Consider the following 21,980-nt stretch of genomic DNA (forward strand, 5'->3'; position numbering starts at 1 on the left):
AAGATGAGTGAAAACAAACAGGCACAGGCTGAAGAAATCAAATTAACACTTGATCCTGAAGCAGAAGAACAAGAAGCTCAAAAAGAAGAACAGGCAGAAGAAACAGTTGTTGAAAAAAATCCTATTGATGAAGCAAATTTATCTGAAGTGGAAAGACAGACTGTAAATGAATTTTCTTCTAAGATCGACATTATGGAAAGTAATACTGTTTTACAGTATGGTTCTGCAGCACAGAAGAAAGTATCTGATTTCTCAGATACAGCTTTAAATAATGTTCGTACAAAGGATCTTGGTGAAATTGGTACATTATTGAGTGATCTTGTAGTGGAATTGAAAGAATATGATGCAAATGAAACGGAAAAGAAGGGTTTCTTTGCTTCTTTATTTGATAAGGGTGGAGATTCCGTTACAAAGTTTAAGGCAAAGTATGACAAGGCAGAAGCAAATGTTGAAAAAGTTGCGAAGATGCTGGAAGATCATCAGATTACTTTGTTGAAAGACATTGCTTTGTTAGATGAATTGTATGCTCGCAACCAGCAGAATACAAAGGAATTAACAATGTATATCTTAGCTGGTAAGAAAAGAGTGAATGAAATTCGTGAGAATGAACTTCCAGAACTAACAAAGAAAGCAAAGGAAAGTGGCTTGCCAGAAGATGCACAGGCAGCAAATGATCTGGAACAGGCTTGTGTTAGATTTGAAAAGAAGTTATATGATCTTGAATTGACAAGACAGATTTCAATTCAGATGGCACCTCAGATCAGACTCGTTCAGAATAACGATACACTGATGACGGAAAAGATTCAGTCTACACTTGTGAATACAATTCCTCTATGGAAGAACCAGATTGTTCTTGCTTTGGGTATTTCTCATTCTAAGGAAGCAATGGAAGCACAAAGAGAAGTTACGGATATGACAAATACACTTCTCAAGAAAAATGCTGAAACATTGCACCAGGCAACTGTGGATACAGCGAAGGAAAGTGAAAGAGGCATTGTTGATCTTGAAACATTGCAACATACAAATGAACAGTTGATTTCTACATTAGAAGAAGTGCAACAGATTCAAAAAGATGGCAGAGAAAAGCGTGCACAGGCTGAACAGGAACTTGCCAAGATTGAAAATGAACTTACAAATAAGCTGTTAGAAATCAATGCTGAGAAAAAGCAGGTTGAAACAAACGAATAAAAATAAAAACAGAAGAACAAGCAGTTACATGCAAGTTCTTCTGTTTTGTTATTCATCTTTACTGTGTAGAAGCAGAATACCGTGGATCCCAATGAGTAGTGCAATAAAATCTATCGAAAGGACTTCACTAAGAAACATCATATCAGGCCATCCACCTTTACATAATGCAAATGCCCTCAGTGGATATCCTAAGAAATGAGCAATCAGCCATCCAGTAAGTAATAATACGATTGAAATTGTAATATATAGCTTTCCACTCGTTTTTTTGTTCATAGTTTCATGTACAACTAGATTGTAATCTGTTGCTTTCCTCCTTTTGCTTTGTGTGTAAAATGGAATAAGAAATGATGTTTTCTTTTATTAATTATAGTATAAGCAATTATTTTGGAAGATGTGAAATATTGAGCTAAATGTGACTATTTTGAGACGTAGTGAAAGCAAAGCCATATTAAAATTTTAGTGGGGAAAAAGTATGGAATATAGAGTGATAATCATTGATGACGATGTACAGGATTCTATTTTGATCAAAAATGAAATTGAACATATTTATATGGATGGCGTTACATTTTATGTGCAATGCGTAACAGATAAACAATTTATGAATGAAATGTTTGAAGTTGAGAATCCAGTGTTTTTTGATCTGTATGTGATTGATATTGATATGCCATATCGAAATGGTGTCTGTATTTCTAATGAAATTCGTAAAGTTAAATCTGATGCAAAGATATATCTGTCTTCAAATCATGATGATTTAATTCTGCAGTTTGGAATTGATGGCTTTATTCGTAAAGCAAATTTAAAACATGATGTTCCTATGATGTTATATCGTTTTCTTCAGTCAATGAAAGCAACTAGAAAATATGTGTATGCATATAATGGTGAAGTGCAGTCAATTGATTATCAGGATGTTATGTATATTGAAGTTTGTGATAATGATGCAAATATCATCACTCGAAAAAACAAAACAGGTTTTCGCGAAAGAAAAACATTAAAACAATTTGAAAAGATATTTCAACAGCCAGATTTTATTCGAATTTCCAAAAGATATATTGTGAATTTATATAACGTTGATATGTTGTCCAATGGAACATTCAAAATGGAAAATGGTGTTTCTTTGAAAATTCCTAAAAATAACCTAGAAAAAATAAGAAGAGCATATATAACATATTGCTTACGGAGATGACTATGAAAGTATTATTATTTTTACAGATTGTAGTTAGAGTCTTGTTTTTGAACCATTTGATGAGTAAAGCTGGGAAGATATGTATGATTGGTGGTTTTTCTGTTCTGTTTTTCTGGATGGATGGAAGAGACATATTTACTAGTCCAATTTATTCCACAATGCTTCTTTTAGTGATGGAAATTGTATTTTTTATCATTGATAAAAGAAAATTTCATGCGGAAGATCTCTTTTCGTGCTGTGTATTAGAAAGTGGTATTGCGGTATGTAATGCAGCCGCAATATACGTTGTGAGTATGATTATATATAACAATCTGGATTATAAGCTATTACACAATAATAATTTGCATATTGCCTGGATCGTATCTTTATGTATGCAGGGAATCTTGCTTTTTGCTTACAAGAAATGGAATCGGAAACAGCTGCATCTGCCATCTGTGAGTTATTCTGTATATTCTTTGCTTCTGATTTTTCTGATCATTGTATTAGATTGTTTTGAAATCGCATTGTGTACAGATGAAATGACGAAATCGTATTTAGGTATTTGTCTGTATTGTTTCATGATTTTCTCTGTTGTATTGATTTACTGGTCGATTCATCTAATTCAGGAAGAAGAAAAATTAAAGGAACAGGAAATTCTTGCGGAATTGTATAAACAGAATAGTATTTCTGCGAATCAACTGTTAAATACAAAGAAGGAATTATTGAAAATCAAACATGATTTAAAACACTATGTGAATGCATTAGATGATGAGGCAATGAAAGAAAAATATCTCAATGAAATCAATCAAGATCTGATTCCAGTAGAAACAGGAAATACTGTGTTAGATGTATTGTTGAATCATACAAAGCAACAATGTAAAGAAAAAGGAATCACGTTTTCGTTTGTTATGACACTGTCTCATACAATCAAGATGGAAGATAGTGACTTATATCTATTAATATCAAACTTGCTGGATAATGCAATGCAGCACGTTGGAAGCAAGAAGAATATCGTTCTTGAAATCAGTGAAGTTGGAAACTGCTTGAAAATCATTGAGAGAAACTCTATTGATCACAATGTATTAAAAGATGGAGAATTCATTGTTTCATCCGCTGAGAGTCACGGATATGGATGGGCAACAATCAAGCAAATCATTGAAAAATATCATGGTGAAGTGATGTGTGAAGAAATATTTGAATGTGTAGAAATACGCATGTTATTGTGGGATTGCATATCTTCATGAGTACTTAATAATTCATTGCCTGTTTGTAGAGTATAATTTTACATATGGCAAAAAAGAGAAGAAAGAGAAAAAGAAAAGTTAACAAGAAAAATGTTCTAATTGTTATTTTGCTTGTGTCTTTAGTGATTTTTGGAATCTCTTCCTGTTTGAAAGATCTTCAAAGAGTTCGTGAACAAGAAGAAACACCTGTGGAAAGTGCATTGATTCGAAACACATATGACTGGTCAAAACTTGTAAAAGATGGAGATCGTATGTCTTATGAAGATGATCAATATACATCTATGCAGGGCATTGATGTCTCTTCTCATCAAGAGTGGATCGACTGGGAAAAAGTAAAGAATTCTGGAATAGAATTTGCATATATTCGTGTTGGTTATCGTGGCTATGAAACAGGAAAAATTCATAAAGATTCTTACTTTGACTACAATATTCAACAGGCAAAGAAGAATGGTTTACAGGTAGGTGTGTATTTCTTTTCACAGGCTGCTACGGTAGAGGAAGCAAGAGAAGAAGCTGAATTTACATTGCGTGAAATCAAAGACTATGCGATTGATCTTCCGGTATGTTTTGATATTGAAAAAGCTGGTGAGGGCAATGGCAGAGTGGATCAATTGAGTCAAGAAACATGGACGCAGAATGCGGTGACTTTTTTACATGTGATTCAGAATGCGGGATATCAGACAATGAATTATAATAGTGCTCGTCTACTGGAACAGTATTTCTTGTTGGAATATATGCAGGAATTTGAAACATGGGTAGCACATTATGATACGGAATATCCTGACTATCCATATGCATTTTCAATATGGCAATACACAGATTGTGGTACAGTAGATGGTATTGAAGGAACTCACACAGATATGGATATTATGTTTGTGAAGAAAGGATAAGGAAATGAGTGAAGTTTTAAAGGAAAGAAATGAAATGGATCCTGCGTACATGTGGGATCTCAGTACGCTATTTCACAGTGATGATGAATTCGAAGATGCATTAGAAGCAGTAAAAGCAAGTGTAGAAGATCTTGCTAAGTATGAAGGTACATTAACAAATGCTTCCGCAATCAAGACATTCCTGGATGCGGAATATGGTGTGATGTTGAAAGTGACAGATATTTTTTCTTATGCTTCTTTAAGAAAAGTTGAAGATACAAGAGATACAAAGGCACAGGGAATGTATGCAAAGGCATATAGTGAAGTTGTTAAGATGCAGACGATCTGTTCCTATGCAGAACCTGAAATTCTAAGCAATGATGAAGAAACATTGCATGCGATCATTCAGGATGATTGTTTAAAAGACTATAAGATTTATCTGGAAAATCTTGTTCGTGCAAAAGCACATACATTATCTAATAAAGAAGAAGCTATCATGGCATCTTTTGCGGAAGCATTGAATACGCCAGAAGAAGCTATGGGTGCATTGTTATATGCAGATATGTTATTTAAGGATGCTTTGGATAGTGAAGGAAAAGCACACGAAGTAACAGCTGCGAACTATATTCTTCTTCAAACATCACAGGATCGTGTATTAAGAAAGAATGCATTTGATTCTTTCTATGAAAGCTTTGCACATAATAACAATACATTAACAGCTGTCTATGCTGGTAATGTTAAGACATGTACAACAGAAGCTAGACTCAGACATTATGATTCATCTCGTCAGATGAGAATGGCAAGTGATAATATTCCTGAAACAGTATATGACAACTTGATTGAAACAGTACATGCAAGAATGGATCTCATGTATCGCTATGTGCGTTTGAGAAAGAGACTCTTGAAGCTTGATGAAGTGCATTACTATGATTTATATGCACCATTAACAAGTGGTATTACAGATACATATTCCTATGAAGAAGCACAGCGTATGGTTCTTGATGCTGTAGCACCTTTAGGAAAAGAATATGTTGAAAGAGTACAGAAAGCATTTGATCAGAAATGGATCGATGTTTATCCAAACAAGGGCAAAGAAACAGGAGCATTCTCAGCAGGAACATATGATTCTAACCCTGTCATCAAGATGAACTATACAGGTACATTAGATTCTGTCTCTACACTGGCGCATGAAATGGGACATTCTCAGCATACATGGCTGACAAATCATACACAGCCATTCCAGTATAGTGAATATACAATGTTTGTTGCGGAAGTTGCTTCTACAGTGAATGAAAACCTGTTAATTGATCAGCTGCTTGAAAAAGAAACAGATCCTAAGAGAAGACTTGCGTTATTGAATCAATATCTAGAGGGATTCAAGGGTACAGTTTATCGTCAGACAATGTTTGCGGAATTTGAAAAGGAAGCACATGCGATGTGTGAAAGAGGAGAAGCTTTAACAACGCAGTCATTGAATGATCTGTATCTGAATTTAATCAAATTATATTTTGGTGAAGATATGGTTGTTGATGATGCGCTGAAGTATGAATGGAGTAGAATTCCTCATTTCTATAACATGTTCTATGTATATGTATATGCAACTGGATATTCTTCTGCGTGTGCTATTTCTGAAAAGATCTTGCACAAGGAAGAAAATGCATTAAAGAACTATCTTGAGTTCTTGTCTATGGGTTCTAGTCAATATCCATTGGATGAATTAAAGCATGCGGGTGTTGATCTAACAACACCTGAACCAATTAATATTGCTTTAGATAAGTTCGAAAGAGTCATTGAAGAAGCTGAAAAGATTGCGGATGAATTAGGATTCTAAAGGTAAGAGAATATATCTCTTATCTTTTTTTGGAAATACATCAATTTTTGTGAATAAGAATAGTGTAAGGAAAAAGTATATATGAACAAAATTGATGATATAACAATTATGAATGCGTGGATGTTTCCGACAGTATTTGCGGATGAAAGAAATTTGAAGTTAACAAAACAATTAATTGAAATTTGTATGAATCGGAAGATTGAAAGTATTCAACAAGCAAGTGTAGAGCACCATGTTAAGCCAAGAGTGAATTCTCATGGAACAAGATTTGATGTAAAATTTGTTGGCGATAAAGAAATATACATCGTGGAATTGCAATTGTATCGAGAATATTTGTTAGAAAGAGCAGAGTACTACCATGCATTAGAAAAGGTGGCTTCTTTTCGACCAGGAGAGTCGTATTCATCATTGAAAAAAACAGTTGTGATTTTCATATGCAATTTTGATTTTTTTGGCTTGAATGAGAGAAGATATGTTTATAAAAGTGGACTGATTGATCATCCTGAATTGAATTTTGAAAGTCACTCAACTACAATATTCTTGAATACAAAGGGTATTACAAAAGATAAATTACTATGTTCGTTGCTTAGATTGTTTGAAACAAATCAGACAAGTGATGAATTTACAGAAAAAATCAAGCAAGCTGTTGAAGAAGTCAAACGAAATGACAGAAAGAGAGAAAGCTATATGAACTATGAAGAAATGGTGGCGTGGGAAGCAGAACATAGAGCACTAGGAATTGCTCGTGGAATTGCTCAAAAATTAGCGAAAGATATGGCCGCAGATATGGCTGTTGATATGGCTGCAAATATGGCCGCAGATATGGCTGAAAGCGAGAAACAGACAATATGCAAAAATATGCTGTCAGAAAATTTAGACATTTCTTTGATTGCTAAAGTGACAGGATATTCCATTGATGAAATACTTGAAATTCAAAGGAATATGTAAATAAAACACCTTCCTGGTATTTTACTGAGAAGGTGTTTTTAAATGTCTTTTTCTCTTTTTACATCTTTGATGTATTCTGCAGTGCATTTTCCAGAAGTCAAATTTTGAATTTCAGTTTCAATTTCTTTACTTTCTGTTTCAAATAAACATGTAACCTGTTCATCATACATATAATCTACAACATTTGTATTTCTACGCAGCCAGTTTTCCATTGTTCCAGATAATTCATATGGATAAGTAATGGAATATTGATGAAATATGACATCCACAACTTTATCTGCCTGCTGCAGTGCAGTAGAAACAGAAGAAGAATAGGCACGGATCAAACCGCCAGCACCTAATTTAATACCTCCAAAGTATCTAACAACACAGGCACATACATCCTGAATATCACTTTTAAGGATTGCTTCTAACATTGGAACGCCTGCAGTACCAGCTGGTTCTTTGTTATCACTGGATCGCTGAATCATGTTGTTTTCACCACATACATATGCCGTACATACATGATTGGCATCATTGAATTCTTTTCTGATTTCTTCGATATAGTTTCTTGCTTCATCTTCGGAATGAATTGGTTTAAGACAAGCGATGAATTGAGATTTTTTGATAATTTGTTCGTATCTGTATTCTTGTTTTAAATGCATAGAAATATTGTACAATATTTGTTATGGGAAGAATACATCAGTTAGATACACAAACAGCGAATTTAATCGCAGCAGGAGAAGTTGTTGAAAGACCAATGGGTGTCGTAAAGGAACTTGTGGAAAACGCCATTGATGCAGGCAGTACACAAATTACGATTTCTATTGAAGAAGGCGGTATCTCTAAAATTACGATCAGTGATAATGGATGTGGTATGAGCAGTGAAGATGCAGAAATGGCATTTAAGCGTCATGCAACGAGTAAGATCCAAGGTGAGAATGATTTATTTTCAATACATACATTAGGTTTTAGAGGAGAAGCATTACCAAGTATTGCTTCTGTTTCACAAGTTACTTTAGTTACGAGTGATGGAAAAGATAATACACGTGTTGTGATCGCATATGGAGAAAAGAAGAGTGCATCTCCATATCCTTGTAATCAAGGGACAGAAATTACAGTGGAAGGATTGTTTTATCATACGCCAGCTCGTTTAAAACATATGCGTTCTGCTTCTTATGAATCTAGTTTGATTCAAGATGTCATTAACCGTTTTGCTTTATCTCATCCAGAAATTGCATTTCATTTTATTAATGATGGCAGAGATGTTTTTAGAACAAGTGGACAGGGAAATCTATTAGAAGTTGTGTTTAATGTATATGGCAGAAGTGCGAGTGAAAATGCAATTGAAGTTGATTTTGAAGACTTTGATTATCATGTGACTGGGTATTTGATCAAACCGGAAATTACACGTGCTTCTAATAAGATGATGCATGTATTTCTGAATGGAAGAATGGTTAGAACATATCGTATCTATAAGGCAATTCAGGATGGATATGAAGGGCTGATTCCAAGTGGAAGATATCCTTTGTGTGTTTTATCCATTGAAATGGATCCGCATCTATTAGATGTAAACGTGCATCCATCTAAGTGGGAAGTACGTATTTCCAAGGAAATACAACTAGAAACGTTGATCAAAGATCAGGTACACCAGGCATTGAATGTTGAAGATATCATTCCTGTAAGAGAAGTCAAAGAAGCAAAGATTGAATACTATCAGCCATTATCTTTTGATGAAGAAGAAATGAGACCAGAAATAGAACTTCCAAAAAAAGAAACTGTAGAAGAAGTACATGAAGATGTGTCTGTGGAACAATCTATCCGGCAGGAAAAAGAAGAAGATGAAGCATTGCTTAGAAGTTTAATGGCAAAAGTGGAACCTGTTGAAGAAAAAGGTGAAGAAAGTGTTCCTTTACCTGAACTGCGTGTAATTGGTCAATTGCATCGTGCTTATATTTTATGTGAAACAGACCATGCACTGGCTGTTGTCGATCAAACGCGAGCATATCGTAAAGTGCTGTTTGAAGAGATTTTAAATCAAATGGCTCAAGAAGCGTTGATGCAGGATTTACTTGTTCCGTTGACGGTACATACAAGTGATGATATTGTACAGAGATGTGATGAAATCGATGAAGTGTGTAAAGAATATCATCTTGTGTTTGAACCATTTGGCAATGATACGTTGATTGTTCGCAGTCTGCCAGTCTGGATGAAAGATATAGATGAACAGTTCTTAGTGGATCTGATAGATGCATTTAAGAGTGATGATTCTTTGCATTTTGCGAAAATGAAAAAGCAGGAAATTGCGAAGATTGCCTGTTCCCATATAAAAAAGAAAAGTAATTTATCCATTGATGAAATGAAAGAATTGATTCAAAAGTTATCACAATGTAAAGAACCAATGATGTCTGTAGATCATAAACCAGTCTTATTTTTCATGGATGTAAATGATCTAATAAAGGAGTTCCGATGAAAAAAGTAATTGTTGTTGCGGGACCTACTGCGGTAGGAAAAAGTGATTTCGCAATTGAAATTGCTAAAAGATATGGTCTAGAAATTATTTCTGGTGATTCCATTCAGGTATATCGTGGATTAGATATTGGCAGTGGAAAAGTGACAGAGGAAGAAATGCAGGGAATTAAACATCATTTGATTGATATCTTATCTCCAAAAGAATCCTATAGTGTTTCAATGTTTCAGTCTATGGCGAGAGAACTTATGGATTCTAGTGAAAAACCAATGATCATTTGTGGTGGCACAGGTTTGTATTTGAAGGCTTGTCTGTATGACTATACGTTTGAAAATGAAGCGGAAGAAGCATATGATCCTGCTTTAGATGCATATACAAATGAACAGCTGTATGAGATGCTGAAAGAAACAGATCCAATGCAGGCAGCAAAGATTCATCCAAATAATCGTAGAAGAGTTATGCGTTCTTTAACAATTCAAAAAAATACTGGCAAGAAGCAAAGTGATATTGAAAAAGAACAGAAGCATGAATTGTTATATGATGCATATATCATAGGCTGCACGATGGAAAGAGAACATTTGTATGCAAGAATAAACAAGAGAGTAGAAAATATGTTTTCCAAAGGCCTGGAACAGGAAATCAAACATTTATTAGATGCAGGTGTTTGTTTTGAGGATACATGCATGGAAGGCATTGGCTACAAAGAATGGAAAGATTATTTTGAAGGAACTTGTACAAGTGAAGAAGTGATGCACTGTATTCAGAAACATTCAAGAAACTTTGCGAAAAGACAATACACATGGTTTAAAAATCAGATGCCAGTGCATTGGATTGGTATGGAACAAGAAATCACAATCTGGGATGATTTAGAGACATTCCTGAAAGGTGAATAAGTATGATAACGAAAAGAATCAAAAAGAATATTTGTAATACAATTGTTGGAAAGAATATTGTTATATGGAGTGTTGTCATGCTTCTTTTATGGGCAGCATTACTTCCATTACATGAAACAAGTCAAAGTATTTCATTTGTTTTTGTTGGAACGATTATTTTAACAGTGCTGATTTTGATGAGTTATGTTTATGGATGCAAAGAATATCGTAAGTTCACAAAAAGGATTGTATCTGTAGAAGCATTTAACCAAGAAGTATTTCAGACATACAAGCATTTTTCATTATCGAATCAATGGCTTGTTTATCATAAAGGAAATGAATTTGTTCCATTCTTGCGACAGAATATTGTATCTATTTATTTTGATGGAAAGAAAATATTGATTGATGAAGCAGATAAAAATGGTGTTTTTGTTTTAAATGGGAATGCAAAAGAAAATCAAATGATCCAAGACTGGTATCATACAAATGCATAGACATTTGCATATGCTTGTCGTTTGACTTTCGTTCAAACTTATATAAACTATTAAATATACTACGAAAAGGAGGTGTATAAAATGACAAATTTTAATACACAGGCAAGAGGTTTTGCACAGGATGATGTGAATACATACCTCGTAAAAGTTTTTACAAAAATGGGATTAGGGTTAGCTGTTACAGCTTTAGTTGCAGCAGTTTGTTATTTTACAAATGCATGGTACTACTGGTACAGCTTGACAGGTGGAATTGGAACAATCATTCTAGTTCTCGCACAGTTTGGTGTAGTCATTGGCTTATCTAGTCAGATTACAACAATGAAGAGCTCTACAGCGAATCTATTGTTCCTTGCTTATGCTGCATTAACAGGATTTACATTCTCAACACTTGTATATGTTTATACAACAGCTTCTGTATTTGGAGCATTCCTGTTTGCGGCAGTGTTATTTGGAAGCTGTGCAGTCATTGGCGCAACAACACATAGAGACTTGTCTCAATTCTCAACATTACTGATGGGTGGATTGATTACATTGGTCATTGCTTCCATTGCTTCTATGTTTATTCCAGCATTGAGAGATAGCTTATTCTTATCTTATCTAGGTGTGATTATCTTCTTAGGACTTACAGCCTGGGATATGCAGAGAATCAAGTCAATGTACTACAGTGTTGGCGGATATGGTCAGTTAGCTGACAATCTTGCAATCTATGGCGCATTTGAACTTTACCTGGATTTCATTAATATCTTCTTATATGTATTAAGAATCTTTGGAAGAAATTCAAACAATAACTAATCACAGAGTAAAAATGATATAATAGGCGGGACTTAGGTCCTGCCTGTTTATTTGGAGAAAATTATGATCGTTTCAGAGTATAACTTTACAGATTATTATCATAAATACATAACTATTGAAGCAGATGAATTAACAGAACAATTAAATGATATTGTAAAAATCACAGAAAAGGATTGTTATGTGTTGTGTTCTTCATATTGTGATGAAGAAGGTTTGATTCATTTCAATGTGTTATCTGTTGGACAAAGCTGGGAGCGTTGTACAAGAGGGTTGAAGAATAAGAAAATGCTTGGTGATTTCACAATTGATGAAGTCTACTATAAAACTATGCGTGTTGCGGAAGCAGATCGCGATATGATTGAAAAGAACCAGCCATTCTTAGAAATGATGGATCAGAATATTGATGAAGATGTTTTGAAATCGAGAGAAGATGCAAGACTGGATGAAATTCGTGACGCATATTATCCAGATGTTGTATATGCTGGCATGATCCATGACCTCAGCATGTATGAATATCCAATGCGTATTACAGGAATCAAAGGACCATTTTTAGTTGGTGCATTATTGGAAGAGCCAAAGGATGCAATTGGTGTGCATGAAGGGGAACCAGTATATGCACTTCCATATTTAAATGATGGTGTGAGGTTGTTTGCATTGTTTGCTGGGGAGCATTTAGATGAGGAACAGAAGAAAATCATGAATCAATTGATTCAGGAAACAAATGAAATCGGTATCGACTTTCATGGAATATCATTAAAGAATTAATGGAGGCACAATGAGTAACAGCGAAACAATCAAGTATACATGTCCATATTGTGGAAAAGAATTTGATGTAGAAATTTATAATACAGTCAATGTATCACAAGATCCTGATTTAAAAGAAAGATGTATGTCTGGAGATATCTTTAGACATTCTTGTCCACATTGTCATAGTGATTTTATGATTCAAAATCCTTTGTTGTATGAAGACACAGAGCATCGTTTTATTATCTGGGTATCCGCGAAGGAATTAGGTGATCTTTCTTCTTTTGCAAAGCCTTTGATTGCAAAGGGATACACATTAAGAAGATGTGCTACGGTAAAAGAGTTTGTGGAAAAGATTCAGATTTTTGAAGATGGTGCGAATGATATTGCGGTAGAACTTGCAAAATACGATAGTTTTATTGATTTTCTTGATAGTAGAAAAGGAAAAGCTGAAGATGTTACGTCGATAGATTATGTTTATACAAAAGATGATGTAATGAAAATTGATATTCGCATGGATGATAAAGGGATGTCATTCTTAATTCCTGTAAGTGGATTGCATGATGAACTGGAAGCAAATAAAGAAATGTTTGAAATAGAAGATGAACAATTCCCATGTATTAATAGTGACTGGATCTTATCTGTGTTTATGAAAGCACAGGGGAATGCCTAATCACATAATTTCACAAATAGATGCCATAATTGTAAGATAGATGTTCACTATATTATAGGTGCAGGAATGATCTGCCCTGAATAATGTAAACCCCTAAACATCATTCAGTGATTTCTATCCCCTTAATGAATTTTAGAAAAAAGAGAAAGACCCGTATGGGTCTTTTCTCTTAGCTGATCGTTTTTACTTCTGATAGAAAATTAGAGAAACGAGAAGTTGATTTTTTAGGCAGAACGATCATAAATTCTCGTGTTGCATCTGAATCGATGATTGGTATGCGAATGCGGCGTGGGTATTTACGATCATTCTCATTTGTAATATTAGATACAAAGCAAGGTAGAGAACTACTGTTGACAAGTGCAGTTAAGTCTTCTCTATCTTTTTGTGTGATGATTTTTGAATGAGGCATATTTTTAGCTTTGATATCTTTCCAGATACCAACATCTTCAATTTGTAGATATGTATATCCATCCATTTGTTCAAATGTGATTCCATCTTTATATTTCATGAATGGATGATCTTTTTCAACACATGTAAATAATTGCTCTTTTAAGCATGATTTTGAGTAGAATTCTTTGGATAATGGTTGTTTTTGGATGAATATGAAATCATATGTATGTTTTTGCAAACCTTCGAGTAATTCAGTTTCATTTTCATTGGATATCCAATCAATTTTTGAAGTTGGATAGTAAGACTGAATGATAGTTTCATATACTGATTTTGGTCCAGGGGCACTGCAGCCAATATGAATCACTCTTAAAGAATCATCTAAAATATGGAGCTGTTGAAGCATTCCCGCATAGGAATGTAAAAGCTTTTCGCTTTCTTTCACGAGAAATTCACCAGTTTCATTGAGCTTCAAAGAGTTTTTTCCATGAATAAAAACAGGAACATCAACTTCTTTTTCTAAAGCTTGCATGTTTCTTGTTAATGTTGGCTGAGAGATATGTAAAGCCTCTGCGGTACTAGAAAGTGTACCGTATTTTTTGAATGCCAGTAATATTTCTAATAAGTGTAAATCCATAGATCCTCTATTCATTTTTAGTATAGCACAATACATGTTTGATATTGTACTTCTTGCTTTGGAAATACTATTCTATGGATGGAAAGAGAGGTATATCAAATGGAATATACAACATTAAACAATGGATTACAGATGCCCCTTGAAGGTTTTGGCGTTTTTCAGGTGCGTGATAAAGAAGAATGTAAGCAATCTGTATTAGAGGCAATCAAAGCTGGATATCGTTTGATTGATACTGCAGCCTCTTATACAAATGAAGATGCAGTAGGGGAAGCTGTGAAAGAAGCAATTCGTGAAGGAATTTGTACGAGAGAAGAATTATTTATTACATCAAAGATGTGGGTGCAGGATATGAAAGATTATGATTCCGCAAGGAAAGCAATTGATGCTTCTTTAGAGAAGAGTGGTCTGGAATATCTGGATCTTTATCTCTTGCATCAGGCAATGGGTGATTACTTTAGTGCTTATCGCGCAATGGAAGATGCATATAAAGAAGGTAAATTAAAAGCAATTGGTGTATCTAATTTCTATCCACATACATTAGTGAATTTCTGTTCTTTTGTAGAAATTCCACCGATGGTAAACCAGGTAGAATTACATCCATTTTTTGCACAGCCTCATGCGTTAGAAATTATGAATGAATACCATGTACAGGCAGAAGCATGGGCTCCACTGGGCGGTGGAAGATATGATGCTTTCAATAATGAAGTATTAAAGGGAATTGCCTCAAAGCACAATAAAAGTATTGGACAGGTAATGCTGCGATGGAATGTGCAAAGAGGCGTTATAGTGATTCCAAAATCTGTACATGTGGAACGAATTCAAGAAAACATTGATATTTGGGATTTTGCATTGAGTGAAGAAGAAATGAATCAGATTTCTTCTTTAGATAGAGGATATGTTGGAACAGCTGTAAAGCATTTTGATACAGATTTTGTAAAGATGGTCGTATCTAGAAAGATTCATGACTAATGTTTAGTAATCGCGATTTAAAAAATATGATTGTACCATTGTTCTTTGAACAATTATTAGTGATGTTAGTGGGAATTATGGATACATTTATTGTTTCCTATGTTGGAGAAGCTGCAGTATCTGGGGTTTCTCTTGTAAATAGTTTTAATACAATATTTATCTATCTTTTTACCGCATTAGCTTCAGGTGGTGCAGTTGTCATCTCACAATATATTGGAAATAAAGATCAAAAGAATAGTGTGCGCTCTTCTTCTCAATTGTTGATGTTTTCAACACTGTTCTCTATTGTTTTGACATGTATTGTTCTCATGTTTCATCAGGTAATCTTATCTGCTTTATTTGGAAAAGTAGAAATAGATGTTATGAATGCATGTATTACATATATTGTAATTTCTGCATTATCTTACCCATTTATCGCAATCTATAATGCAGGTGCATCTTTGTTCCGCTCTATGGGAAAAACAAAGACTACAATGTATGTTTCTTTAGCATCCAATATCATTAATGTCATTGGCAATTGTATTGGCGTATTTGTGTTGCATGCTGGGGTTGCTGGTGTAGCAATTCCTTCTTTGATTGCTAGAGCATTTAGTGCAATTGTGATAACAAAATTATGTTTCCAACAAAATCAAATGACATATTATACAAAGAAAGATTTATTTGCATTTGATACAGATATTTTAAGAAGAGTGTTAAGTATTGCGGTTCCAAATGGTATTGAAAATGGTATTTTTCAGTTTGTTAAAGTTGCATTGAGTAGTGTGGTTGCTTTGTTTGGCACATATCAGATTGCCGCAAATGGCGTTGCACAAAGTATCTGGTCACTGGCTGCTTTGATGGGCGTGACACTTGGACCAGTCTATATTACTGTGATTGGACAGTGCATGGGCAGTGGTAATCAGGAGCAGGCTAAATATTATTTTAAGAAGTTGAATAAACTGGCAATTGTATTATCGATTGTGTGGAATTTGATTGTTTTAGCTTTGACACCGTTATTCATGCATTTCTATCAACTCTCTAGTGAAACCCTGCAGTTGATTTTCTGCCTTGTTGTAATTCATGGTGTATTTAATGCAATTGTATATCCAATCTCTGGACCTTTGAGTAATGGATTGCGTGCGGCAGGAGATGTGAAGTTTACAATGATTGTATCCATTGCATCTACATTACTTGCTAGGTTTGTTTTCTCAATCATCTTTGCAATTTATTTGAATATGGGAGTGATTGGAATTGCATTTGCGATGTGTTTAGACTGGACGATTCGTGCAGTCATCTTTTACTGCAGATATCGTTCATTAAAATGGTTGGAATTTAAAGTAATATAATGAATCAATTTTGAAAAAGAACAGGAGAATGTATATGGAAGTATTTCAACAAATACACAAAAATTTTGGTTTTGGAATGATGCGTCTGCCAATGAAAGATGAAGAAGTGGATGTGGAACAAACAAATAAAATGGTAGATTACTTCATTGAAAATGGATTTAATTATTTTGATACAGCACATGGATATTTAAATGGAAAGAGTGAGAAAGCGGTAAAGACATGTTTATCTTCAAGGCATCAACGAGATGAATATATTTTAACGAATAAGCTAACAGGTTCATTTTTTAACACAAATGAAGATATTCGTCCATTTTTTGAAGAACAGTTAGAAAATACAGGTGTTGATTATTTTGATTTTTATTTGATGCATGCACAGAATGCGAAAGAGTTTGAAAAGTTCAAAAGATGTAAAGCGTATGAAACTGCATTTGCATTGAAGGAAGAAGGAAAAGTAAAACATGTAGGAATTTCTTTTCATGACCGTGCGGAAGTACTTGATCAGATATTGACAGAATATCCAGAAATTGAAATTGTTCAGATTCAGTTTAATTACTTAGATTATAATGACTTATCTGTGCAATCTAAACTTGTATATGAAGTGTGTGAAAAACATGATAAACCTGTATTGGTTATGGAGCCAGTCAGAGGTGGAAATCTTGTGAATCTTCCACATGATGCACAAGCAATCTTAGATGCATTACATGGAGGATCAAATGCATCTTATGCAATTCGGTTTGCAGCTTCCTTTAAAGATATTAGAGTTGTTTTGTCTGGAATGTCTGATTTAGCGCAAATGAAAGATAATGTATCTTTCATGAAAGAATTTAAACCATTTACGGAAGAAGAATTTACAGCTGTAGAGAAAGTGGCTGAAGCATTTCATAGTCATCATATGATTCCATGCACAGGTTGTCATTATTGTGTAGAAGAGAATCATTGTCCAAAGAATATTCGTATTCCTGATATCTTTTCAACATATAATACAAAGAAGACATTTGGAGATTGGAATGCTGATTATTATTACAATATCGTTACATCAAATGGTCATGCAAAAGCTAGTGAATGTTTGAAGTGCGGTTTGTGTGAAAAAGTTTGTCCGCAGCATTTAGAAATTAGAAATTTATTAGAAGAAGCAGTGAAAGAATTTGAGAAATAATCGAATGAAACAGACAAAAAGAATTACAGTGATGGCAATGCTATTAGCATTAGGTCTTGTATTGCCATATGCATTCCATGGAATTCCAAAAGGTGGAATGCTGTTTTCTCCATTACATATGCCTGCTTTGATTGGAGGTCTTGTATTAGGACCAGTGGAAGGTGCAATTGTTGGTGTCCTTTGTCCAATCTTGAATTCTATGATCACTGGTATGCCACAGGGAAATACATTGATTGCGATGTGTTTTGAATTACCTGTGTATGCAATTGTGACAGGTATCATGATGCGTGTATTGAAGGAAAAGAAAGATGGTGTAAAGATCTATGCTGCTTTGATGATCGCAATGATTGTTGGAAGGATTGCAGGTGGTATGATACAGTCTATGATTTTAGGTCTTCGCAATTATTCTTTACAGATGTGGGCAACAGCGTATTTTGTTTCTACATTTCCTGGAATTGTGATGCATCTATTAGTGATTCCACCTGTCTGTATGGCAATCAAGAAAGTGATGAAATAAAGATGAAGTGTGATTTCTCGTGTGAGATATTGCACTTTTTATATGATAGAGATGATATAATGTAGCAAGTATGGATAAGATAAAACAAGTCATTGAAGCAATTGAAGCAAATTCACAAGAATATATTGTGATTGCAATTGATGGAAGATGTGCTTCTGGAAAAACAACACTTGCAAATAAACTGGCGCAACATTTTCATGCCAATGTATTTCATATGGATGATTATTTTTTGAAAAAAGAGCAAAGAACAAAAGAAAGATTATCTGAAATTGGTGGTAACGTAGATCGAGAACGTTTCATTGAAGAAGTTGCATCAAAATTACATTCAGATGCTGATATTGTATTTGCACCATTTGATTGTAAAACAATGACATTGAAAGAAAAAAGAACTGTAAAGCAGACACATGTAACGATTATTGAAGGGTCATATGCAATGCATCCAGTGTTACGAAAGTATTATGACTATATGATCTATTTAACAATTGATCCACAAACCCAACAAAAAAGACTTTATGAAAGAAATCCGGAAAAGTATGATGATTTTATGAATCGCTGGATTCCATTGGAAGAAAGATACTTTTCAGCGTATTGTTTTGAAAAGATTTGTAATATTTGCATAAAAGCAGAAGAATGGTAATTTATTTCTTCTGTTTTTTAGTACAATGAAGAATGAGGGACAAATGAGTATGAAAGTTAACTTTTATTATGTCAGACATGGACAGACACTGTTTAACCGTCTTGGGAGAATGCAGGGAATGTGTGATTCCCCATTAACTGAAAAAGGTGTTGAAGATGCAGAAGAAATTGCATCTGTTTTAAGACAAGTGTCATTTCAACATGCATATACTTCATCTAGTGAACGTGCATTAGATACTGCAAAAATCATTTGTCAGTATCATGATGTTACTTTAATTGATAAAAAGGGTTTAAAGGAATTTGATTTTGGTGATCTGGATGGTCAGCCAATGGATGCATTTAAAAGCAGAATCTGGGGCGATGCGATGAGAGATGACTGGAGAGAGTATCACGGCGAATCGACAGAAATCTTTGATCAAAGAACGAGAAAAGCATTTTCCGAAATCCTGGAAGACTGTAATGATAATGACAATGTTCTGATTGTATCTCATGGCAGTTTTATTATGCATTTAATGAAAACATTATTAAACTTTGATCAGCATGCATATGCTGAGAAAAGAAATGCAGAAGGAAAACCATGGATGCCGAATTGTGGTATTTGTGTATTTACATATGAAGATGGAAAGTGGGCAATGCAGGAAGAACCTGTCAGTGCTGAAGAGTTTAGGGAAAAGCATTTTCCTAAAACAGTTTCATATTATCTTGTTCGACATGGTGAAACGCATTTTAACATGCTGCACCGTCTGCAGGGACAATGCGATTCTCCATTAACAGAAAATGGAATTACTCAGGCAAAACAAACGTGTGAAAAATTAAAAGACGTAACGTTTGATCTAGCATTTTCTTCAACGAGTGAAAGAGCGAGAGATACCGCAGATATTATTTTGTCTAATAGAGATATGCATGCATATACGGATGAGCGATTGAAAGAAATCTTCTTTGGTGATCTAGAAGGTAGCGACTATACAGAAAACTTCAGCGAGCAACAAGAACGTTTTGATGAAGTTCACTACAAAGATATTGGTGGTGAAGACAAAGAAGATGTACAGAAAAGAATTGTTTCCTTCTTGCGTGACACAACGGATCAGGCGGTGGATGGAGATAACGTATTATTAGTTACACATGCAAATTACTATACAGTATTGTTAGAAACGTTGTTTGGAATTGATCGTAAAAAGTTATTTCATGAAGCACATGAAAAGGGAATCAATCCAACACCGAATGGAGGAATCTGTAGATTTCAATACCACAATGGCACATGGTCGTTGCTGGAAATGATGAATGGAGAAAAGTATGAGTGATAAAAAGTTTTTATTTTTTGATATGGATGGTACTTTAATTGCTCCAAAAACAAGAAGAATTCCACAAAGTGCAATTGATGGAATCCAACAAGCAATGAAAAATGGACATCATTGTTTTATTTGTACAGGCAGAAGTTATCGTATGGCACAGGAATACTTTGATCAATTGGAATTTCCGGGTATTGTTTTCTGTAACGGTGCTGGAATTGCATACAATGGAGAAATTTTAGAAACAAGAGACTTAGATCCTGCGACTGTGGAAAGACTTAGAACGATCTGTGATAACCTGGGTGGTGGATATGGCTTGTTAACAACAACATATGCCTATCAGAATGCACCGGAAAGGAATCGTATGAGTCGCTTCTTTTCTGTGCGCCATGCAGGAGAAGACTTAGAAGATTTTAGAAAAAGAAGATCTATGGCTTATATCAGTGAATATGAAAATGAACCTGTACAGAAGATTGATTTTTCATTTCAGACGGAATTGATTGCAGATGTATTCTTTGCACGTGTTCCACCATCTTTACATACAGTTGTTGCTGGTGGATATTATGCATCTTTAGGTAGAACGGGTGGAGAAATTACTGCTAATGGAGTTACAAAGGGTTCTGGTATTGAACGTGTTTTACAATTATTCCATGGAAAAAAAGAGAATGCATATGGTTTTGGTGATAGTTCCAATGATTTAGAAATGATGGAAGTATGTGGAACAGGCATTGCAATGGGAAATGGTACAGATGAAATCAAACAACATGCAGACTATGTGACAGATGAAGCAGATAATGATGGCATTTATAAAGCTTTAAAGCATTTTGAATTAATATGAGTGGTTGTTTGTTTTTTGATATCGATGGAACTTTAGTGGATAGCGAACATGGAGAAATTATGCCATCTTCTTCTTGTTTAGAAGCAATTCATAAGGCACAGAAAAATGGATATCGTTGTTTGATCTCTTCTGGAAGAAATCTTGGAGGATTGACAGAGTATCGTAATCTAGGGCTTGATGGATATATCTTTTCTGATGGTGCTGGAATTCTTTTGGAAGGTGAAGATCCAATCTTAACACCTATAACGGATGAATTGGTGCAGGCATTTGTACATCAGGTAATGGATGAATTTCATGGTGAAATCATGATGAGTACGATTGATGAATTTTTTGCGAGTCCAAATCAATATGATGAAATGATAGAGAGCGTGAAGAAATCAGCAATGCATTCAGATGTATCTGTGGAACAATTGTTGAGTGTATTTCATATGCAGCCTCTAAATGCTTATCAGGGACAAGCAATTCTTGAAAGTGATGTTAGCTTTGCTTCTGATGAAATTGAAAAAGAGTGGCTGAAACATAAAGATGATCGATTGGAATATGTTTCTACAACTGCATCTTATGGTAGAGGTGGTGCAACAACTGGAGAAATTACAATGAAAGGCATCACAAAAGGACATGCATGTAAAAAAGTGATTGAGATGCTTGGATGTGATAAAAAACAGACATATGCCTTTGGAGATTCTATGAATGATGCAAGTATGTTTGAAGTGTGTCAGTATGGAATTGCAATGGGAAACGCTGCGGAAGAGTTGAAAGAACAGGCAGATTATATTACTGCACGTATTGAATGTGATGGGATAAAAAAAGCTTTACAATATTTTGAGATTATATAAATTCATATTTTAACATAATTAACCATCAGATTCACTATTGAGCAAAAATAGGAAAAGCAGCATTCAAAGCATTCGTAATCTGTCTGCGGGTCATTGGATGAGATTTAAAAATATATTTGGCTAC

General features: G+C 34.5%; 23 protein-coding genes. 20 read left to right on the forward strand and 3 right to left on the reverse strand.

From position 1 onward, the window contains the following. The first annotated feature begins 3 nt into the window (after positions 1-3). On the forward strand, positions 4-1,188 hold the full coding sequence (locus ACTND6_RS00440; RefSeq protein WP_441020911.1) for a toxic anion resistance protein: 1,185 nt from the start codon (positions 4-6) through the stop codon (positions 1,186-1,188). Positions 1,189-1,236: 48 nt separating this feature from the next. Here the strand turns inward: ACTND6_RS00440 and ACTND6_RS00445 are convergent, their stop codons facing one another. Then, positions 1,237-1,461, reverse strand: coding sequence for a hypothetical protein (locus ACTND6_RS00445; protein ID WP_441020913.1), 225 nt, complete (start codon positions 1,459-1,461; stop codon positions 1,237-1,239). A gap of 199 nt (positions 1,462-1,660) precedes the next feature. Between ACTND6_RS00445 and ACTND6_RS00450 the strand changes: the two genes are divergently transcribed. From ACTND6_RS00450 to ACTND6_RS00470, 5 genes are all read left to right on the forward strand, one after another. Then, complete coding sequence (locus ACTND6_RS00450; protein ID WP_441020915.1) at positions 1,661-2,371, forward strand: LytR/AlgR family response regulator transcription factor; 711 nt, start codon at positions 1,661-1,663, stop codon at positions 2,369-2,371. Positions 2,372-2,373: 2 nt separating this feature from the next. After that, a complete protein-coding gene (locus ACTND6_RS00455) occupies positions 2,374-3,594 on the forward strand; it encodes a GHKL domain-containing protein (RefSeq protein WP_441020917.1) in 1,221 nt (406 codons plus the stop codon). A gap of 44 nt (positions 3,595-3,638) precedes the next feature. Continuing rightward, the gene (locus ACTND6_RS00460) at positions 3,639-4,484 is read left to right on the forward strand and encodes a glycoside hydrolase family 25 protein (RefSeq protein ID WP_441020919.1); all 846 of its coding nucleotides are present in this window, start codon (positions 3,639-3,641) and stop codon (positions 4,482-4,484) included. Between the two features lie 4 nt (positions 4,485-4,488). After that, a complete protein-coding gene (gene pepF, locus ACTND6_RS00465; RefSeq protein ID WP_441020922.1) occupies positions 4,489-6,294 on the forward strand; it encodes an oligoendopeptidase F in 1,806 nt (601 codons plus the stop codon). An 81-nt stretch (positions 6,295-6,375) separates the two neighbouring features. Then, the gene (locus tag ACTND6_RS00470) at positions 6,376-7,242 is read left to right on the forward strand and encodes an Rpn family recombination-promoting nuclease/putative transposase (RefSeq protein WP_441020924.1); all 867 of its coding nucleotides are present in this window, start codon (positions 6,376-6,378) and stop codon (positions 7,240-7,242) included. 38 nt (positions 7,243-7,280) lie between these two features. Here the strand turns inward: ACTND6_RS00470 and ACTND6_RS00475 are convergent, their stop codons facing one another. Next, positions 7,281-7,886, reverse strand: a complete 606-nt coding sequence (locus ACTND6_RS00475) for a YigZ family protein (RefSeq protein ID WP_441020926.1) — start codon at positions 7,884-7,886, stop codon at positions 7,281-7,283. Between the two features lie 23 nt (positions 7,887-7,909). Here ACTND6_RS00475 and mutL point away from each other — a divergent pair, with 23 nt between their 5' ends. From mutL to ACTND6_RS00505, 6 genes are all read left to right on the forward strand, one after another. Continuing rightward, a complete protein-coding gene (gene mutL / locus ACTND6_RS00480) occupies positions 7,910-9,694 on the forward strand; it encodes a DNA mismatch repair endonuclease MutL (protein WP_441020928.1) in 1,785 nt (594 codons plus the stop codon). Continuing rightward, positions 9,691-10,584, forward strand: a complete 894-nt coding sequence (gene miaA / locus ACTND6_RS00485; protein WP_441020930.1) for a tRNA (adenosine(37)-N6)-dimethylallyltransferase MiaA — start codon at positions 9,691-9,693, stop codon at positions 10,582-10,584. Before mutL ends, miaA begins: the two co-directional genes overlap by 4 nt. Before the next feature lie 2 nt (positions 10,585-10,586). After that, positions 10,587-11,057, forward strand: coding sequence for a hypothetical protein (locus tag ACTND6_RS00490; protein WP_441020932.1), 471 nt, complete (start codon positions 10,587-10,589; stop codon positions 11,055-11,057). 81 nt (positions 11,058-11,138) lie between these two features. Continuing rightward, positions 11,139-11,849, forward strand: coding sequence for a Bax inhibitor-1/YccA family protein (locus tag ACTND6_RS00495; RefSeq protein WP_441020934.1), 711 nt, complete (start codon positions 11,139-11,141; stop codon positions 11,847-11,849). A 63-nt stretch (positions 11,850-11,912) separates the two neighbouring features. After that, complete coding sequence (locus ACTND6_RS00500; protein ID WP_441020937.1) at positions 11,913-12,614, forward strand: hypothetical protein; 702 nt, start codon at positions 11,913-11,915, stop codon at positions 12,612-12,614. A gap of 10 nt (positions 12,615-12,624) precedes the next feature. Beyond that, positions 12,625-13,266 (forward strand): CpXC domain-containing protein, encoded by a 642-nt coding sequence (locus ACTND6_RS00505; RefSeq protein WP_441020939.1) that lies wholly within the window; start codon positions 12,625-12,627, stop codon positions 13,264-13,266. Positions 13,267-13,435: 169 nt separating this feature from the next. Here the strand turns inward: ACTND6_RS00505 and ACTND6_RS00510 are convergent, their stop codons facing one another. After that, complete coding sequence (locus tag ACTND6_RS00510; RefSeq protein ID WP_441020941.1) at positions 13,436-14,290, reverse strand: LysR family transcriptional regulator; 855 nt, start codon at positions 14,288-14,290, stop codon at positions 13,436-13,438. 99 nt (positions 14,291-14,389) lie between these two features. Between ACTND6_RS00510 and ACTND6_RS00515 the strand changes: the two genes are divergently transcribed. The 8 genes from ACTND6_RS00515 to ACTND6_RS00550 all read left to right on the forward strand — a co-directional run bounded on the left by ACTND6_RS00515 (position 14,390) and on the right by ACTND6_RS00550 (position 21,856). Then, on the forward strand, positions 14,390-15,259 hold the full coding sequence (locus ACTND6_RS00515) for an aldo/keto reductase (RefSeq protein WP_441020943.1): 870 nt from the start codon (positions 14,390-14,392) through the stop codon (positions 15,257-15,259). Beyond that, positions 15,259-16,584: an MATE family efflux transporter gene (locus ACTND6_RS00520; RefSeq protein ID WP_441020946.1), complete on the forward strand. Its 1,326-nt coding sequence runs from the start codon at positions 15,259-15,261 to the stop codon at positions 16,582-16,584. Before ACTND6_RS00515 ends, ACTND6_RS00520 begins: the two co-directional genes overlap by 1 nt. Positions 16,585-16,618: 34 nt before the next feature. Then, entirely contained in the window at positions 16,619-17,740 is a 1,122-nt protein-coding gene (locus ACTND6_RS00525; RefSeq protein WP_441020948.1) for an aldo/keto reductase, read from the forward strand. A gap of 4 nt (positions 17,741-17,744) precedes the next feature. Continuing rightward, positions 17,745-18,257: an ECF transporter S component gene (locus tag ACTND6_RS00530; RefSeq protein ID WP_441020950.1), complete on the forward strand. Its 513-nt coding sequence runs from the start codon at positions 17,745-17,747 to the stop codon at positions 18,255-18,257. Positions 18,258-18,327: 70 nt separating this feature from the next. After that, a complete protein-coding gene (locus tag ACTND6_RS00535) occupies positions 18,328-18,894 on the forward strand; it encodes a uridine kinase family protein (RefSeq protein WP_441020951.1) in 567 nt (188 codons plus the stop codon). Between the two features lie 43 nt (positions 18,895-18,937). Next, positions 18,938-20,194, forward strand: a complete 1,257-nt coding sequence (locus ACTND6_RS00540; protein ID WP_441045023.1) for a histidine phosphatase family protein — start codon at positions 18,938-18,940, stop codon at positions 20,192-20,194. Beyond that, positions 20,187-21,020, forward strand: coding sequence for an HAD family hydrolase (locus tag ACTND6_RS00545; RefSeq protein ID WP_441020956.1), 834 nt, complete (start codon positions 20,187-20,189; stop codon positions 21,018-21,020). Before ACTND6_RS00540 ends, ACTND6_RS00545 begins: the two co-directional genes overlap by 8 nt. Beyond that, positions 21,017-21,856 (forward strand): Cof-type HAD-IIB family hydrolase, encoded by an 840-nt coding sequence (locus ACTND6_RS00550; protein WP_441020958.1) that lies wholly within the window; start codon positions 21,017-21,019, stop codon positions 21,854-21,856. The genes ACTND6_RS00545 and ACTND6_RS00550 overlap by 4 nt, the downstream gene beginning before the upstream one ends. Positions 21,857-21,980: the final 124 nt, after the last annotated feature.

This window comes from Bulleidia sp. HCP3S3_C9 (assembly GCF_052064035.1).
Classification (GTDB): Bacteria; Bacillota_I; Bacilli_A; order Erysipelotrichales; family Erysipelotrichaceae; genus Bulleidia.